This window comes from Acidovorax facilis (assembly GCF_050626955.1).
GTDB classification, from domain to species: Bacteria; Pseudomonadota; Gammaproteobacteria; order Burkholderiales; family Burkholderiaceae_C; genus Acidovorax; species Acidovorax facilis.
The window spans coordinates 2,184,555-2,200,583 of record NZ_CP192460.1; the positions used below are offsets into that span (position 1 = coordinate 2,184,555).

The 16,029-nt window shown below is 67.3% G+C and carries 10 protein-coding genes; 5 read left to right on the forward strand and 5 right to left on the reverse strand.

Annotated features, from left to right (window positions below):
* Positions 1 to 2 precede the first annotated feature (2 nt).
* Together ACQ4MJ_RS09825 and argA are read left to right on the forward strand one after the other, a co-directional pair.
* On the forward strand, positions 3 to 2,033 hold the full coding sequence (locus ACQ4MJ_RS09825) for an AAA family ATPase (protein WP_431152836.1): 2,031 nt from the start codon (positions 3 to 5) through the stop codon (positions 2,031 to 2,033).
* An 83-nt stretch (positions 2,034 to 2,116) separates the two neighbouring features.
* Entirely contained in the window at positions 2,117 to 3,463 is a 1,347-nt protein-coding gene (gene argA / locus ACQ4MJ_RS09830) for an amino-acid N-acetyltransferase (protein WP_055397476.1), read from the forward strand.
* Between the two features lie 27 nt (positions 3,464 to 3,490).
* Here argA and ACQ4MJ_RS09835 read toward each other — a convergent pair whose 3' ends face one another.
* Positions 3,491 to 3,733, reverse strand: a complete 243-nt coding sequence (locus ACQ4MJ_RS09835) for a hypothetical protein (RefSeq protein WP_147433229.1) — start codon at positions 3,731 to 3,733, stop codon at positions 3,491 to 3,493.
* 47 nt (positions 3,734 to 3,780) lie between these two features.
* Complete coding sequence (gene blaACA, locus ACQ4MJ_RS09840; protein ID WP_431152834.1) at positions 3,781 to 4,686, reverse strand: ACA family class A beta-lactamase; 906 nt, start codon at positions 4,684 to 4,686, stop codon at positions 3,781 to 3,783.
* A gap of 96 nt (positions 4,687 to 4,782) precedes the next feature.
* Between blaACA and ACQ4MJ_RS09845 the strand changes: the two genes are divergently transcribed.
* Positions 4,783 to 5,652: a LysR family transcriptional regulator gene (locus ACQ4MJ_RS09845; protein WP_431152833.1), complete on the forward strand. Its 870-nt coding sequence runs from the start codon at positions 4,783 to 4,785 to the stop codon at positions 5,650 to 5,652.
* Positions 5,653 to 5,701: 49 nt separating this feature from the next.
* Here ACQ4MJ_RS09845 and ACQ4MJ_RS09850 read toward each other — a convergent pair whose 3' ends face one another.
* Both ACQ4MJ_RS09850 and ACQ4MJ_RS09855 read right to left on the reverse strand, forming a co-directional pair.
* Positions 5,702 to 8,491 carry an IPTL-CTERM sorting domain-containing protein gene (locus ACQ4MJ_RS09850; protein ID WP_431152832.1) on the reverse strand — a complete coding sequence of 930 codons (2,790 nt, stop codon included), beginning with the start codon at positions 8,489 to 8,491 and terminating at the stop codon, positions 5,702 to 5,704.
* A 51-nt stretch (positions 8,492 to 8,542) separates the two neighbouring features.
* Positions 8,543 to 11,404, reverse strand: coding sequence for an IPTL-CTERM sorting domain-containing protein (locus ACQ4MJ_RS09855; RefSeq protein ID WP_431152831.1), 2,862 nt, complete (start codon positions 11,402 to 11,404; stop codon positions 8,543 to 8,545).
* 167 nt (positions 11,405 to 11,571) lie between these two features.
* Between ACQ4MJ_RS09855 and ACQ4MJ_RS09860 the strand changes: the two genes are divergently transcribed.
* The gene (locus tag ACQ4MJ_RS09860) at positions 11,572 to 12,288 is read left to right on the forward strand and encodes a response regulator transcription factor (RefSeq protein WP_055397486.1); all 717 of its coding nucleotides are present in this window, start codon (positions 11,572 to 11,574) and stop codon (positions 12,286 to 12,288) included.
* Positions 12,275 to 14,269 carry a histidine kinase gene (locus ACQ4MJ_RS09865; protein WP_431152830.1) on the forward strand — a complete coding sequence of 665 codons (1,995 nt, stop codon included), beginning with the start codon at positions 12,275 to 12,277 and terminating at the stop codon, positions 14,267 to 14,269. Before ACQ4MJ_RS09860 ends, ACQ4MJ_RS09865 begins: the two co-directional genes overlap by 14 nt.
* Before the next feature lie 75 nt (positions 14,270 to 14,344).
* Here the strand turns inward: ACQ4MJ_RS09865 and ACQ4MJ_RS09870 are convergent, their stop codons facing one another.
* Positions 14,345 to 15,976 (reverse strand): HD domain-containing phosphohydrolase, encoded by a 1,632-nt coding sequence (locus tag ACQ4MJ_RS09870; protein WP_431152829.1) that lies wholly within the window; start codon positions 15,974 to 15,976, stop codon positions 14,345 to 14,347.
* Between the last annotated feature and the right edge of the window lie 53 nt (positions 15,977 to 16,029).

Sequence of the window (16,029 nt, forward strand, 5' to 3'; positions counted from 1 at the left end):
CCATGGACCTTTCTACCCTTCAAGAAACCACGCCGCGCGAGCGGTACACACCGGGCGCTGCCCACCGGGAGCTGCTGGCCGAGCGGCAGCAGGCGCTGGCAAATGCCGCAGCACAGCTCAAGGCCGAGCTGTTTGGCATCGACGACGTGATCGACCGCGTGATCGATGCCATCCGCGCCTGGTACGTTTTGCCCCAGCTCATCACCCGCCCCGTCATCGTCTGCCTGTGGGGCCTCACGGGCACGGGCAAGACGCAGCTCACGCGGCGCCTGGCGCAACTGCTGGGCTTTTACGACCGTTTTGTCGAAGTTCAGATGGATGGCTTCAGCCACGGCGCGAGCTACCGCAGCTCTTCCATCTCGGGCATGCTGGGCGACTCCGGCATCCACGAGGGCGCACCGGGCATGCTGGTGCTGGACGAGTTCCAGCGCTTTCGCACAGTGAGCACCAAGGGCGAGGAGGTCAAGGTGGAGCGCTACCAGGATGTATGGACGCTGCTGTCCGACGGGCGCTTGCCGCCCGCTTTGAGCGCCCTGACCAACATCGAGCGCAAGCTGGCCGACGCGCACTACGAAGCCGAGCGCGCCAACGACAACGAGGAGGAGCGCGCCGGCAAGAAGCCCTACCGCTTTCAGCTCGACGCCTGGGACGCGCAGGAACTCAAGCGCATGCTCAAGCTGCAAGAGCCACTTGCCGAGATCATGCAGTGGCCTCCCGCACAGGTGCAGGCCCTGTTCACACGGTTCCAGCAGTCGCTTTCGTCCTGGGAGACCGACTACAGCAAGCTGCTGGTGTTCGTCTGCGGCAACCTCGACGAGATGTACCACGAGACCGCGCAGCGCGTGGAAGACTGCGACACCGATGCCGACATCTTCCACCGCCTCACGCGCAAGCTCTCCCTCATCGATGTGAAGAAGGCGCTCAGCGAACGCTTCAAGCCCGAGCAGATCGCCCGGCTGGGCAACGAGCATGTGATCTACCCATCGTTCAACAAGGCCACCTACGAGCAGCTCATCCGCAACCTGTGTGCGCGGTATTGCGACGACATTGCCGCCCAGTGCGGCGTGCGCTTTGCCATCGGGCAGGACGTGCACGATGAACTGTATGCCAACGCGGTGTTCCCGGCCCAGGGCACGCGGCCGCTGTTCTCGTCGGTGCATGCCATCCTGAGCGCCAATTTGGTCAACGCCGCGCTCTGGGTGCTGGAACAGCAGCTGCCCCTGGCGCAGGACTTTGGCATCACGCTGGCGACCGACAAGCGCCATCTGGTGGTCCGTGGCGCTGGCGCCCAAGGCATTGAGCAGCAGGCGCAATTTGCGGTGGCGCTGGAGCTCAACCGCCTCAAGCAGCGCGCCAATGCCGACTTCCGCGCACTGCTGGCCGTGCACGAAGCAGGCCACGGGCTGGTCTACTGTCTGCTGTTCGGCCAGGCCCCGCAGGAGGTGAAGATCAACATCGCCTCGTTCGAGGGCGGCTACAACAGCTTTGCGGGCCTGAAGGTCACAACGCGGCAGAACGCGCTCGACATGATGTGCGTGGGTCTGGCGGGCCGCGTGGCCGAGGAGCTGGTGTTTGGTGAAATGGCCTGCACGACCGGCGCGGAGCAGGACTACAAGCAGGTCACGGCCGAGGCTGCGCGCTTCATCCGCCACCATGGATTTGGCACGCGACTGTCCCGCACCGACGTTACGGTGGAGCTGGACAACCACCTCAACACCGACGTGGAACCCAGCAACGCCGCCATCGAGGAACTGCTGCAGTCCCAATACCAGCGCGCCAGCGCCCTGCTGGGCCAGTACCGGGGTGCCCTCACCCGCCTGGTAGAGGCCCTGCTGGACCACGGCATGATCGCCCAGCCCGAGATGCAGGCGCTGATGGCCCAAAGTGGCGTGGCCATTGCGGTGGCAGCCCAGACGGGGCCTGACGAAGCTTTGATCCTGGAGCCCTTTGCGGCCCGGCTGGCGGCGTTTCGGCAACAAACCGGGGGCCAGGCTGCAACTGCCCCAGACAGCGAAAGCCCTGCATGCTTATGATGCGCGACTTGGCGGCCTTGCTCAGCTGCCTTTCATTGCCAGTTTTTCCGTAGCTCCAAGGCCACCCACCGCTCTCCACTGCCATGTCCGCCGTTTTCAACTTCACCTTCGTCCCCTGGTTCCGCTCGGTGGCGCCTTACATCCACAAGTTCCGCAACCAGACGTTTGTGATCGGGCTCACGGGGGAGGCGATTGCGGCCGGCAAGCTGCACAGCATTGCGCAAGACCTGGCACTGATCCAGGCCATGGGCGTAAAGATTGTTCTGGTACACGGTTTTCGCCCACAGGTGAACGAACAGCTGGCCGCCAAGGGGCATGCAGCCAAGTATTCGCATGGCATCCGCATCACCGACTCGGTGGCGCTCGATTGCGCGCAGGAGGCTGCGGGCCAGTTGCGTTATGAAATCGAGGCCGCCTTCAGCCAGGGGCTGCCCAACACGCCCATGGCGGGTGCCACCGTGCGGGTGATCTCGGGCAACTTCCTGACCGCGCGGCCCGTGGGCATCGTGGATGGGGTGGATTTTCAGCACTCGGGCCTGGTGCGCAAGGTAGACGTTGCGGGCATCCAGCGCACGCTGGACATGGGTGCACTGGTGCTGCTGTCGCCGTTTGGCTTCTCGCCCACGGGCGAGGCTTTCAACCTGAGCATGGAAGAAGTGGCCACCAGCGTGGCCATTGAGCTGCGGGCCGACAAGCTGATCTTCTTGACCGAGGTGCAAGGCATCCGCATGTCGCCCACCGAGCCCGAGAGCGACGACAACCCCATCGACACCGAGCTGCCGCTGGCCGCCGCGCAAGCCTTGCTGGCGCAGCTACCGCCCGCACAGCAGCCCACGGACACGGGCTTTTATCTGCAGCACTGTGTGAAGGCCTGCAAGGCTGGCGTGGAGCGCAGCCACATCCTGCCGTTTGCGGTGGATGGATCACTGTTGCTGGAGGTGTATGTGCACGATGGCATCGGCACCATGGTCATTGACGAAAAGCTGGAAGAGCTGCGCGAGGCCACGATTGACGACGTGGGCGGCATCCTTCAGCTCATCGAGCCGTTTGAGAAAGACGGCACGCTGGTCAAGCGCGACCGCACCGAGATCGAACGCGACATTGCCACCTACACCATCATCGAGCACGATGGAGTGATCTTTGGCTGCGCAGCGCTCTACCCCTACCCCGAGGCCAAGACGGCCGAGATGGCCGCCGTGACGGTGTCACCGCAAAGCCAGGGCACGGGCGATGGAGAAAAGCTGCTCAAGCGCATCGAGCAACGCGCGCGGCTGCAAGGGCTGGACAGTATCTTTGTGCTCACCACCCGCACCATGCACTGGTTCATCAAGCGCGGCTTCCAGCCCGTGGACCCGGACTGGCTGCCCGATGCGCGCAAGCGCAAGTACAACTGGGACCGGCGCAGCCAGGTGCTGGTCAAGAAGTTGTAGTCACTCTGGATAGAGGGGCCGCGCAAATCAGCTGCGGAGTTGCTTGAGCCCCCAAAAAAGCACAAACAGGCCAAGCAGTGCAAAAACCATCGCGGGTCCGTACTGCCCGACCGCGAGGTAGGCCAAGTGAAACACGAAGCCAGCCTTTCCACCGTACGGTGGCGCCCAAGGGGCAATCACCAGCCACATACCCGTAGCAACAAACACGACGCCAATGGCTGTGATGAGTACCCACGCAGATTTGCCAGGTACTTTTGTTGCGTGCGTCATGGTGTTCTCGCCCCTATCTGAGTGCGACGATGTTACTGTGCGCTCTGCTACCCATTCTGGATCGCGGTGGCCACGGCCCGCGCCACCTGGGTGATCGCCGCATCGCGCTGCTCGGGCTTGGCGGTAGACCGCGTGAGATAACACGTCACCAGCACCGGGGCGCCGCCAGCCGGAGGCCACATCACCGCCACATCATTGGCCGTGCCGCTGTCACTGGCAGTGCCCGTCTTGTCCCCCACCTTCCAGCCCGGCACACCCGCGCGCAGGCGCTTGTCGCCCGTGCTCGTCTCTACCAGCCAGCGCTGCAGCCAGGCGCGTGACGGGGGCGTGAGTACATCACCCAGCACCAGCTTTTGCAGTGTCTGCAACATTGCGAGCGGCGTGGTGGTGTCGCGAGGGTCCCCCACCTTGGCTTCGTTCAACGTGGGCTCGGTGCGGTCCAGCCGTGTGATGCTGTCGCCCAGTGACCGCACAAAGGCCGTGAACCCCGCCGGGCCGCCGTGGCGCGCCAGCAGCACGTTGGCGGCGGTGTTATCGCTCAGGCTCACGGTGGCGGAGCACAGCTCGCCGACCGTCAACCCGCCCCCATCGCCCGCACGGGGGCCGCTGACAGGTGAATACGCCACCACATCGCCCGCGGCGTAGTGCACTCGGGCATCCAGCCGCTCCTTGCCCTGGTCCACCAGCGCCAGCATCCAGCCCGCCAGCACCGCCTTGAAGGTGCTGGCCATGGCAAAGCGCTCGTCCTGCCGCCAGCCCAGCGCCAGGCCCGAGCCCGTGTCCAGCATGGCCACGCCCAAGCGGCCCTGGGCAGTGCGTTCGATGTTGGCGAGGGTCTCGTTCCATTCGCGGGTGGTCTTGTCGCGGTTCGCTGCGTTGCTGGTGGCCGCGCAACCCCAAAGAGGCATGGTGGCAGCGGCCGTCAAACCCAAGGAAAACTGTCGTCTTTGCATAAAAATTGGAGGTGAGTGAAGACAAGGCCTGAACGATAAAGAGCTTGAGCCCAAAGCACCATCGACAATAATTGCCGCTAGCCCCTAGAAAAACTTATGCATCTCCCGCTCAATGCCCTGCGCGCGTTCGAAGCCTCGGCGCGCCACCTCAACCTGACGCGGGCGGCCCAGGAGTTGCACGTCACGCAGACAGCGGTCAGCCAGCACATCCGCAAGCTCGAAGATCGCCTGGGCAAGCCACTGTTTCGCCGCCTGCCGCGTGGCCTGGCGTTGACGGACGAAGGCCAGGCGCTGCTGCCGGTGGTGACGGAATCGTTCTCCAACCTGGCGCGCGCCCTGGAAAAACTGGGCGACACCCGCCCACGCGAGGTGCTGACCGTGGGCGCCGTGGGCACCTTTGCCGTGGGCTGGCTGCTGCCCCGGCTGCGCGACTTTCAGCAGACCTGCCCGTTTGTGGACCTGCGTCTGCTCACGCACAACAACCGGGTGGACATGGCGGGCGAAGGGCTGGACTATGCGATCCGCTTTGGCGACGGCGCCTGGCACGGCACACATGCCGAACGCATCATGGACGCACCGATGTCAGTGATGTGCGCCCCGGCCCTGGCCCACGGCTTGCGCACCGCCGCCGACCTGGCGCGGCAACCGCTGCTGCGCAGCTACAGGGCGGACGAATGGGCCGCCTGGTTCGAGGCCGCTGGGGCGCCCTGCCCCGTGGTGCGCGGCGCGGTGTTCGACTCGTCCCTCACGCTGGCCGAGGCGGCGGCACAAGGCGCGGGCGCCGCGCTGCTCCCGGCGTGCATGTTCGAACGCGAACTGCGCCAGGGCCGCCTGGTGCGACCGTTCGCGCTGGAACTGCGCCGGGGCGCCTACTGGCTCACACGGCTGCAATCCCGGCCCGTGACGGCGGCCATGCACGCCTTTCACGGCTGGCTCGCCACAGCTCAGAAAATTAAACAAAAATAGGCTTCATCGCTTTACCCATAAGCGTTAACAGCTATTAATTGAGGAGCAATCAAGCCCTGCGCCGCTGCGCCACCATGCCCAGCGCCCCGGCCATCACTCCCAGCAGCAGCAGGGCCCAGGGGGACAGCGCGGGGATCGCTTGCAGGGCGGCGGCCAGCGGCATCACCGGGTCGGCGATCACGCCGGGCGCAGCATCGTCGTCGCCAGGCTGGTTATCGGTCACGTCAAAGCCCACGGTGGTGCTGCCCAGGCCCACGCTCGCAGGCACGATGAACTGGCCGCTGCCCGTGCGCTTGACGAAGTCCGCCACCAGCTGCGGCCAGGTGGTGGTCACGCGCACCGTGGCACCCGCGTCGCAGCCGATCAGCCTGAAGCGGAACGCGCCCTGCGGCGCCACCCGGCCAGGGGGCGGCGTGGCGGCCTCGAAGGCCGTGGCGGCTGGATCGAACTGGCACAGCGCCCCGCCATCGTTGCCAATGCTGGCGCTGGCCGGGCCGCCCGCGCCGCTGGCGGGCAAGGTGGTGCCAGTGAACGTTTTGAGCAGTGCCACGATGGCAAACGCTTGCTGCTGCCGCGCGGCGGCAGCGTAGTGGGCGTTGCCTGCCTGGTCGGCGTAGATGGTGCAAGTACCCGCGCCGTTGAAGCTGACCACCTGGCCCGCCACCGTGCAAGCGCCCGCAGTGGTGAACACCACGGGGTTGCCGGACGCGCCGCCCGTGGCCGCCACGGTGTAGGTTCTGCCCGCCACTGCGGGGCTGGGCGGCGTGGTGGTGAAGGCGATCACCTGGCCGGCCTGCACCACCGCTGTGCTTTGCGACACCCGGGGCGCGGCGGGATAAACCGCATCGCCCGCCTGGTCGGCGTGGATGGTGCAGGTGCCTGCGCCGTTGAAGCTGACCACCTGGCCCGCCACCGTGCAAGGGCCCACCGTGCTGAACACCACCGGGTTGCCGGACGCGCCGCCCGTGGCCGCCACGGTGTAGGTGCTGCCCGCGACTGCGGGGCTCGGCGGCATGGTGGTGAAGCTAACGGCCTGCGACGTGTAGGTGAAGTCGTCTTCCGGCACGTCGGGGCTGGCGTTTGCCCCCACGGTGTAGCGCACGCGCACGGTGCTGCCCGCCGTGCCGGGCGGCGCGGCTGCGGTCAGGCTCATCGAACCGTCCGCATGGGTGATCGAGCCCGTGGCGCTGACTGGCGTCCCGTCAAAGTTCAGCGTGCCGCCCGACAGGTTGAAGCCCCTGACGGTGACCGCGTAGCCCCCAGCGGGCGGCCCCTTGGCGGGGTCCAGCTCGGTGATGGATGGCAGCGTCGTGCTGACCTGCACCGCCCCGGCGTCGACGGCCGCGCCCACTGTGGCGGGCCGGGCCACGCCGCGCTGGTCGGTGGCGGGCTCGCCTGCGGCATAGCGGGAGGCGGCCCAGGCTCTGCTGGCAGGGCCTCCCGGCGGCATGGTCTGCGTGGGGCCACCATAGTCGCCCAGCGGTTGCAGGTAGAGGCCACCCACGCCTGAGGCTGGGGCGCGGATCACGTTCCAGTGGTCGACGGCCAGGTCGTCATCCGCCACGTCGCTGCCATAGACGTCCGTCAGGTAACTCTGGATGGCGTTGCCGGACACGATGGAATTGAACAACTGCACGACCGGCACCGTGCTGCCCGAGGATGGGATGTGGATGCCGCCACCCAAGCCCCCTGCCACGTTGTTCACGATGGTGCTGTTGTCGATGCGTGCCACGCTCGCGCCGCCGATCCAGCCTACGCTGATGGCGCCGCCATCGCCATCGCTGGTGTTGCCGGTGAAGGTGCTGTTGCTGATGCTGAAGTCGTCCGACGAGCGGAATGCGCCGCCTTTGGCGCCGCTGCGGTTGCCCGCGAACGTGCAGTTGCGCACGGTGATCGTCCCGTTGAAGACGGCCAGAGCGATGCCCCCGCCGTCCCCGCCCACGGTGCTGTGGGCGCGGTTGCCCGAGATGGTGCTGTTGCTGATCGTCAGCGCCGATGCCGCGATGCCGCCGCCGCCGCACACGTTGCCATGGCATGCGGACGAGAACACCTGGTTGCCGGAGAGGGTGCTGCGGTCGATGGTGAGCGCACCATACGACGCCACACCACCCCCGCTGTGCCCAAATTCGCCTTCACGCACCGTGTTGTTGGCGATGGTGCTGCGGTCGATGGTGATCACGCCGTTGGGTGAGTTGTAGATACCGCCGCCGCGCCAGCCGGTGGAATTGCCGCTGACCTCGCTGCGCACGATCGTGAGCCTGCCCGCGGGCCCGTTGCCGATGCCCGCGCCTACGTTGCCCGCCCACATGCCCGTGACCTTCACGTCGTCCAGCGTGAGCGTGCCCCAATTGGCGATACCGCCCACCGAGCCGGAGTTTCCGTTCATGTTTACGCCACCGTCCACCGCCGTCGTGCCGTTGGCGAACGCCAGTCCGCTGATATGCACCGGTCCGCTCACTGGCACCCCCGCGCTGGCCGTGCCAGCATTCACCTCCAGCAGGTGCACCGCGTTCTGGCCGTCGAGGGTGAGCAGGCTGGCGCCGGGGCCGCGCAGCGTGATGGCGCGGGCAATGACCAGCGGCCTGCCCACCGCCAGCACCTGCGGCGCCGCAAACACCGCGCCGTCGAACGCTACGGTGTCGCCATGCTGCGCGGCCGCGATCGCATCGCGCAGGCTGCATGTTTGCGCATTGCCGGGCGCGCAGCGGGCCGCGCTGCCGCTGGCGGGGTCGTCCACGCGGTTCACCTGCCAGGTGGCTGCCCAGGCTAGCGGCACCGCAGACAGCACCATCGCAGCCAGGCCCAGCCGCATCGATAGAATCAGTACGTTTTTGATCATTATTTGATAGCACACTGTGTTGACTGACTAGGCGATGGAAGGCAATCTGTCTCAAAATCTGGCCATGCGCCACGCCAGTGCGCCCACCAGCAGCGTGAGCAGCAGCAGGCCCCATTCACCCAGCGTGGGGATGGCCTGCGCGGCACCGGGCGCGGCCGCCAACGGCATGACCGGGTCCAGGATCACGCCGTTCGCCGTCCAGTCGTCGTCGCCCAGCTGGCCGTCGGTCACGTCAAAGCGCACGGTGCTGCCGCTGATGACCAGGTTGGAGGGCGCGAAGAAGCTGGCGCTGGCAGCCTGGCCGGAGGCCTTGCCGTACTTCGCGAACGCACTGACGGCTTGGGGCCAGTGGGTGGTGATGGTGACGGTAGCACCGGGGGTGCAGCCCACAAGCCGGAATTCGAACATGCCTTGGGGTGCGCCCTGCCCTGGAGGGGCTGCGTTCGCGGCCGTGTAGCGGGTGGCCGACGCGTCGAACTGGCAGGTAGCGCCACCGCCTGACAGGCTGGCGCTGGCCGGTCCTGAGCTGCCCCCGCCGCCCGAGGGCACCGTGGGCCCGCTGAAGCTCGCGGAGCCGACAGTAAAGCTCTGCCGCACTTGAGCGGCAGCAGAGTAAGCCGCATTGCCTGCTTGATCGGCTTGGATGGAGCAGGTGCCGGCGCCGGTAAACACCACCGCGCCGTTTGCCGCTACCGTGCAGGCGCCCAGCGTGGAGCCGGCCGTGTCGAGGCTGTAGATGACCGGCAGGCCCGAGCCGCCGCCCGTGGCCGCCGCAAGATATGTTCCGCCCACCTTGGCGAAGGCCGGAGGTGATGTGGTGAAGCTGATGGACTGGCCCTGTCGCGCGCCCTGTAGCACGTTGACGGCAAACGTCGCAGTGACGCTGGCGTCGCCCTTGCTAGTGACGGTGAGCGTGCGCGCGCCCAAACCCGAGAACGTGACGGCGAACGCCACACTGCCTTCGCTTTGCTGAATCTCGCTGGGTAAGGTGTCGGCGGGGTTGCTGCTGGTGATGATCCAGCGCGTGGTGTCGTCGATGTTCTGGCCCACCGGGTCGGCCACGGCCAGCACGAAGGGCTGCGGCGCACCGGCACCGACCGCCACCACGGTGGTGCCAGGCGCCGTCTCCACACGGGCCGGACCGCTCAGCGACGGCAAGGGCAGCGGCAGGTTCTCGAAGTCGATGGCGGTGCGCAGGTTGTGCCCCGTCATGCTCACGATGCCGCGGTACGTGCCCACCACGCGGTTGGCCCTGGCTTCGTGAATGCCGTAGCCAATGTAGCTGGCCATGTCGCCCGACAGGCTCTGGGGGCCCAGGTCGGCGGGCACTTGGGCGCTGGCGCCGCTTTGGGGCAGAGCAAGGTCGATGTCTGCCGCATAGGGTACATGGCCGCCCGCTGCGGTGTCGGCCCAGGGCCCGATGACAATGACACGGCCCGAGCTGGTGAACGGCTGCCCGAGGCGGGCGCGCAGCGACAGCGCGCTGTGGCACGTGCCCGCGCTGCCCGTGTACTGCAGGCACAGGCTCAATGCATGTGTGCTGTCGTCCTTGTCGAAGTCGAAGGGTGACCGCCACACGTCCTTCTCAGGTTTGATGACGGTGATGAAACGCGGCGCATGCCCGGTGCGGGTGTTGCGGCTGCTGTCCAGTGTTATCGGCGATTGCACGTTGGTGGTGACGGCCGCCGCAAAGTCCTGGTTGCGGTTGCCGTTGTACGCGCTGGCCAGCGTGTCGATATAGCGATCGGTGGTATCGGCGACCACAGTCTGGCGAGGCGCGCTGCGGTCCAGTGCCGCCGTGGCGATGAGGTCCGCGCCCGGCGGCTCCGCCCAGCCGTCGTTCCACGATCGCACCACCTGACCGCTCACGTTGAACCTGCGTCGCCCGTAGACCTGCACCTGCGGCTGCGGCGTGGTCTGGTCCAGCACCGGCCCGTTCACATGCATGACCAGCGACTGCTTGCCTGCCATCGAACCCGTACTGAACAGCACCTGGCGCAGCGGAAAGCCGACTTCGAGCGGCTGCGGCTGCAACAGTGCATAGGCGCGGTCCCCTGCCGCGCCGCCAAGCCACAGGTTTTCGTTCTGCCGGAAGTCCTGCGCGGCGACGGTCGGGTCGGTGGACGACTGACGCACGCTGGTGGAGGCATAGGGTCTGCTGCTGATGCCCGCCAGACCCTCCAGCGTGATCAGCAATTGCGCCTGGTGCAGCACGCGCGCCTGGCCCACCGGCTGCTCGCGGCTGGCGAACTCGAAGCTGCCGTAGGAACCATCGGTGTCCTGCGCGGCTTCCACGCGCAGCATCGATTCCACACCCTGCGCCAGCCGGTGCTTGACGAGCTCGGTCACGTCGAAGCTGTAGAAGCCGCGCTCGGTAATGCGCAAGGGCTGCGTCGGCCGGTCCGCATCGGTGGCGCGCCCACCGACGGCGCTGGCCAGTTGCAGGTCGCAGGCGGGAGCCGTGCCCTCGTGCGCAAAGCAGTCTGCGCCCCCGGCCTGGTAGGCACCGAAGATGGCGATGTAGCCCGAGGTGGTCACCTTGTCGACATACAGCACCAGCCGTGCGCGCACCACCTTGCCGGCGTCGAGCGTATAGCTGTCATGGCCTACGGTGGCAACCGTGTTGTCGGTGTCCACATTCAACTTGGTCAGCGCACCGTCTGGCAAGGTGGCATAAGAGAACTTCAACTGCGCGCTGGCCCCCTCGCTCACTGGCAGGCTGGTGCCGTGGGGCGCATAGCCCGCGCCGGTGGTGCTTCCGTCGGCCACCAGGGGCGCCTCGATCCACGACGGCTGGGCCACGCTGCAGGCCTGCAGCAGCAGCACCATGGCCAGCGCGCCCAGCGCCACCGCGCTGCGCGCGCGCAACCAGGCCCGGTGCATGAGCGGGGTGTGAAGGACATTTTTGAGCATATTTTTAGCCTCTAGCGCTTTCTGATCAAGCGCTGACAGCTATAACTTCAATAGCAAAAAGCCAGCAAAGCCAGCGCGTGACCCGGATGCTAGGGACAGGGGGCGGTTTCGTATGTCCCCCTTTTGGGCGACATGCCCGTGCCCAGCGGCTGTGGCAGCATCGGTGCATGCCACCGCCTTCTTCCATTGCCTCCACCCCCGTTCGCGTCGCCGTGGTCGAGGACGACGCCGCCTGCCGCACCGCCCTGGCCCACGCGCTGCAAGGCGCCAGCGACATGCGCCTGGCGTGGACGGCCGCCAGCCGCACCGAGGCCATGGCCGCGCTGGCGCAGGACGACGCCGCGCCGCTGGACGTGCTGCTGCTCGACCTGGGCCTGCCCGACGGCAGCGGGCTGGACGTGCTGGCCGCGCTGCGGGCACGCTGGCCGCAGGCGGCGGCCATGGTCAGCACCATCTTCGGCGACGAGGTGCACGTGCTGGATGCCATCGCCGCCGGTGCCATGGGCTATTTGCTCAAAGACTTGCCCGCCACCGCCGTGGTGGACGAAGTGCGCAGCCTGCACGCAGGCGGCAGCCCCATCAACCCCATGGTGGCGCGCAAGCTGTTGCTGCTGCGCCAGACGCAGCCCGCGCTGGCGGCGGCGCCGCCCCCGCCGCCGGGCGCAGGCCTGGGCGCAAGCGCACCCCCGTCCGCGCGCGAGGCCGAACTGCTGCGCCTGGTGGCGCGCGGCCATACGCTGGACGAGGTCGCCCGCGCAATGGGCGTCTCGCGCCACACCGTGCGCACCTTTGTGCGACGCGTATATGCCAAGCTGCAGGTCACCACGCAGGCCGAGGCCGTGAGCGCCGCAGCGCGCCAGGGCTGGATCCATGCGGCCGACTGAGGCGGCGCGCCGGGTGCTGCGGCGTTGGCGGCTGCTGGCAATGCCGTTGGTGCTGCTGCTGGTGATGATGCTGGTGCCGTGCACGCACGCCGCAGAGGCCGTGCACCTGTTGCAGGCCGAGACCTGGTCTTCGCCCAGCGGCGACTGGGCGCCACCGCCTTCGCTGCACGCATCCGGCGATGCGGTGCTGGACGCCGCGACGCCCTGGGCCGCCGTGGCCCTGCCCCATGCTCGCCCGCGCAGCACCGCGTCCAGCGCCGAGCAGGCCAGCGCGCCGCCCGAAGTGCAGTGGTACCGCCTGCGCGTGCCCGCCAACGCGCTGCCGCACGGCACTCCGCAGGGTATGCGCCTGTACATCCCGCGCTGGCAGACGGTGGGCACGGTGGCCGTGTATGCCAACGGACGCCTTGCATGGCAGACGCGCGGCAGCCGCGTGTGGAACGGCTTCAACCGCCCGGTATGGCTGGATCTGAAGGGCCTAGACCAAGCGGGTGCAGCGCCGCAGTTGCACGTGCGCATGGCCAGCCTGCCGGGCGTGGGCGGGGCGCTGTCCTCGGTGTGGGCCGGACCGGCTGAGGCGCTGCGGCCAGCCTGGCGGCTGCGCGAGCTGCTGCAGACCGGCCTGGTGACCTACCTGCGGGGCGCCTACCTGGTGCTGGGCGTGCTGGCGCTGATGGTGTGGCTGATGCGGCGGGCGCGGGGCCATGGCGAGGGGCGCGAGGAAGCAGGCTACTTGCTGTTCTTCCTGTTGTCGGTGGCGCACCTGCTGGCGACGCTGTTCTATCTGGTGGACGAGGAAGGCCTGGCCGTGCCCGACGCCTGGTTCTCCTGGCTCACGCTGGTGGGGTCACTGGGCTCCTCGGTGTGTTCCTTCTTGCTGCTGCGGCAGATGCAGGGCTGGCACAGGCCCCGGCTGGCACGGGCGCTGATGGCCTACTGCTGGCTGGTGGCGGCTGCAGCGCTGCCGTTGTGGGGGCTCAGGCACGAGGCGATGCTTCCGCTGCTGCGCCTGGCGCTGTTCCCGCCGGGGGTGGTGGTGCTGTATGTGGCGGCGCGCGGCGCGTGGACTCACCGCACGGGGGCCAACGTTCTACTGTGCGGCGCCGTGGCGCTGTCGTTTCCGATGGCGTTCCATGACCTGGCGATGCAGCGGTATCTCATCAGCATCGAGCACATTTACCTCACCCCCTATGCCTACATGGGCGTGCTCACCATGTTCCTGTGGGTGGCCTTCACGCGCTACCAGCGCGCGCTGGGCGCGGCCGAGCTGGCCAATGCCGTGCAGGCCGAGCGCCTGGCCGCGCAAGAACAGCAACTGCGCGAAACCCACGAGCGGCTGCGCGCCGCCGAGCGCGAACAGACGCTGCTCCAAGAGCGCCAGCGCCTGATGCGCGAGATGCACGACGGCGTGGGCTCGTCACTGATGAGCGCGCTGCGGCTGGTGGAGAACGAGCCCGCCGCGCGCCTGGACGTGGCGCCGGTGCTGCGCGAGTGCATCGACGACCTGAAGCTGTCCATCGACTCGCTGGAGCCTGTGGACGCCGACCTGCTGGCCCTGCTTGCGCGCCTGCGCTTCCGGCTGGGCCCCCGTCTAGAGGGCGCTGGCCTGGCGTTGCGCTGGCAGGTGGACGATGTGCCGCCCCTGCCCTGGCTCGATTCGCAGAGCGCGCTGCATGTGCTGCGCATCCTGCAGGAGGTGCTGACCAACATCCTCAAGCACAGCGGCGCGATGGAGATCACGCTCGGCACCGCTGAATCGGTGCGCGGAGGTGTGCCCGGCGTGCAGGTGTGCGTGCAGGACAACGGCACCCCCTTCACCGCGCCCCCACCCGATGCGCTACCGCCCGCGCGCAGGGGCCTGGCCAACGTGCGCAGCCGCGCACTGGCGCTGGGCGCGCAGTGTTCGTGGGACACCTGGGGGGCGCTGGGGGAGGACTGCGGTTCGCGCTTCACGCTGTGGCTGCCGCTGCACAAGCCATGAGGCATCTCGACCCTGCGAACCCGGTCAGTGGCCAGTGCACTGGGCTTGGCAGCGATCCACTCAGTAGCATTTCAGTCAGGAGAAGCCGAGCGCCGCGATGTCCACCACGTCCATCTGCCCGGGCTCCAGAAAGTCCCGCGCGTAGCGCAGGTACACCCCCTCACGCACAAACACCTCGAACAGGTCCGGGTCGATGTGCCCGTTGTCGCGCATCCTGCACATGATGGCAATCGCATCTGACAAGGTCATACCGTTCTTGTAGGGCCGATCAGCCGCTGTCAGCGCCTCGAAGATGTCGGCAATGCCCATCATGCGGGCCTGCAGCGACATCTGGTCACGTGTAAGGCCGCGCGGGTAGCCCTTGCCGTCCATGCGTTCGTGGTGGCCGCCCGCATACTCCGGCACGTTCTTGAGGTGCCGTGGCCAGGGCAGCGTCTCCAGCATCTTGATGGTGGCAACGATGTGGTAATTGATGGTGTCGCGCTCGGCCTGGTTCAGGGTGCCGGATCGGATGGTGAGGTTCTCCACCTCCTCGGCCGTAAGGAAGCTTGTCTGCACCCCCTGTGGGTTGCGCCAGTGCCGCATGGCGGCGATGTCACGCACGCGCTGCTGGTCCTCGGGGCGCATGGCCTCGGTGCCGGTATTGCAGCGGCGCAGAAACTCGCGGTCTTCTTCCAGTGCGTGAATTTCGTGCTGCAGGGCTTGCAGCTCCTGCCCCTCGGCACGCGCATCCACCACCGGGCGCAGCGCCAGTTGGCGGCGCAGTGCGGCCAGCTCGGCATCGCGCTTCAAGACTTCAAACCGCGTGTCCACCAGCCCAATGCGGTCGTACAGGGTCTGCAGCTTGGTGGCCTTGTCCACCACGTGCACGGGCGTGGTGATCTTGCCGCAGTCGTGCAGCAGGCCGGCCATCTTGAGTTCGTAGCGGTCCCGGTCACTCATGCGAAAGCCCGCCAGCGGCCCCTGGTTGGTGGCATTCACCGCCTCGGCCAGCATCATGGTGAGGGCGGGCACACGCTGGCAATGGCCACCGGTGTAGGGCGACTTTTCGTCAATGGCCAGGTTGATCAGGTTCACGAACGACTCGAACAGGCGCTCCAGCTGCGTGATGAGCAAGCGATTCGTGAGGGCAATGGCAGCCTGCGAGGCCAGCGACTCGGCCAGGCCCTGGTCGGCCTCGGAGAACGTGGTGACCTCGCCGGTCTCCCAGTGCCGCGCGTTGATGAGCTGCAGCACGCCGATCAGTTCGTGGTCGTGGTTCTTCATCGGCACGGTCAGAAACGATTGCGAGCGGTACCCCGTGCGCGCATCGAAACTGCGGGTGCCTGAAAAATCAAACCCCTCGGCACTGTACGCGTCGGCAATGTTCACCGTGCGGTCGTGGATGGCGGCATACGCGGCCACCAGCGAATCGTTGGGGCTGCCATCTGCGTTGCGCAGCGGCAGGTGCGGAAAATCAATGGGTTTGCCCGTGGTGCCCCCCAGGCGAATGTCCAGCGAGTCGGTGCGCAGTATCTCGAACTTGAGCGACTGCCCGTCCTCGGTCACGCTGTAGAGCGTTCCGCCGTCCGCGCCCGTGATGGCCTTGGCAGCCTCCAGAATGTTCTCCAGCAGGCGGTCGATGTTGCGCTCGCGGGAGAGCGCAGCCCCAATACCGTTGAGCTGCTCCAGGCGGCGAAACAGGTTGAGGGAGGGTTCTTGGGCCATAAAACACCTCGGGCGCATGTTGGAGACGCTTGCATCGTAACGAAAAGTGACCG

Excerpts from the sequence above, each read along its gene's own strand:
- ACQ4MJ_RS09825 (WP_431152836.1), top strand. The coding sequence starts at position 3 with ATGGACCTTTCTACCCTTCAAGAAACCACGCCGCGCGAGCGGTACACA.
- argA (WP_055397476.1), top strand. The coding sequence starts at position 2,117 with ATGTCCGCCGTTTTCAACTTCACCTTCGTCCCCTGGTTCCGCTCGGTG.
- ACQ4MJ_RS09835 (WP_147433229.1), bottom strand. The coding sequence starts at position 3,733 with ATGACGCACGCAACAAAAGTACCTGGCAAATCTGCGTGGGTACTCATC.
- blaACA (WP_431152834.1), bottom strand. The coding sequence starts at position 4,686 with ATGCAAAGACGACAGTTTTCCTTGGGTTTGACGGCCGCTGCCACCATG.
- ACQ4MJ_RS09845 (WP_431152833.1), top strand. The coding sequence starts at position 4,783 with ATGCATCTCCCGCTCAATGCCCTGCGCGCGTTCGAAGCCTCGGCGCGC.
- ACQ4MJ_RS09850 (WP_431152832.1), bottom strand. The coding sequence starts at position 8,491 with ATGATCAAAAACGTACTGATTCTATCGATGCGGCTGGGCCTGGCTGCG.
- ACQ4MJ_RS09855 (WP_431152831.1), bottom strand. The coding sequence starts at position 11,404 with ATGCTCAAAAATGTCCTTCACACCCCGCTCATGCACCGGGCCTGGTTG.
- ACQ4MJ_RS09860 (WP_055397486.1), top strand. The coding sequence starts at position 11,572 with ATGCCACCGCCTTCTTCCATTGCCTCCACCCCCGTTCGCGTCGCCGTG.
- ACQ4MJ_RS09865 (WP_431152830.1), top strand. The coding sequence starts at position 12,275 with ATGCGGCCGACTGAGGCGGCGCGCCGGGTGCTGCGGCGTTGGCGGCTG.
- ACQ4MJ_RS09870 (WP_431152829.1), bottom strand. The coding sequence starts at position 15,976 with ATGGCCCAAGAACCCTCCCTCAACCTGTTTCGCCGCCTGGAGCAGCTC.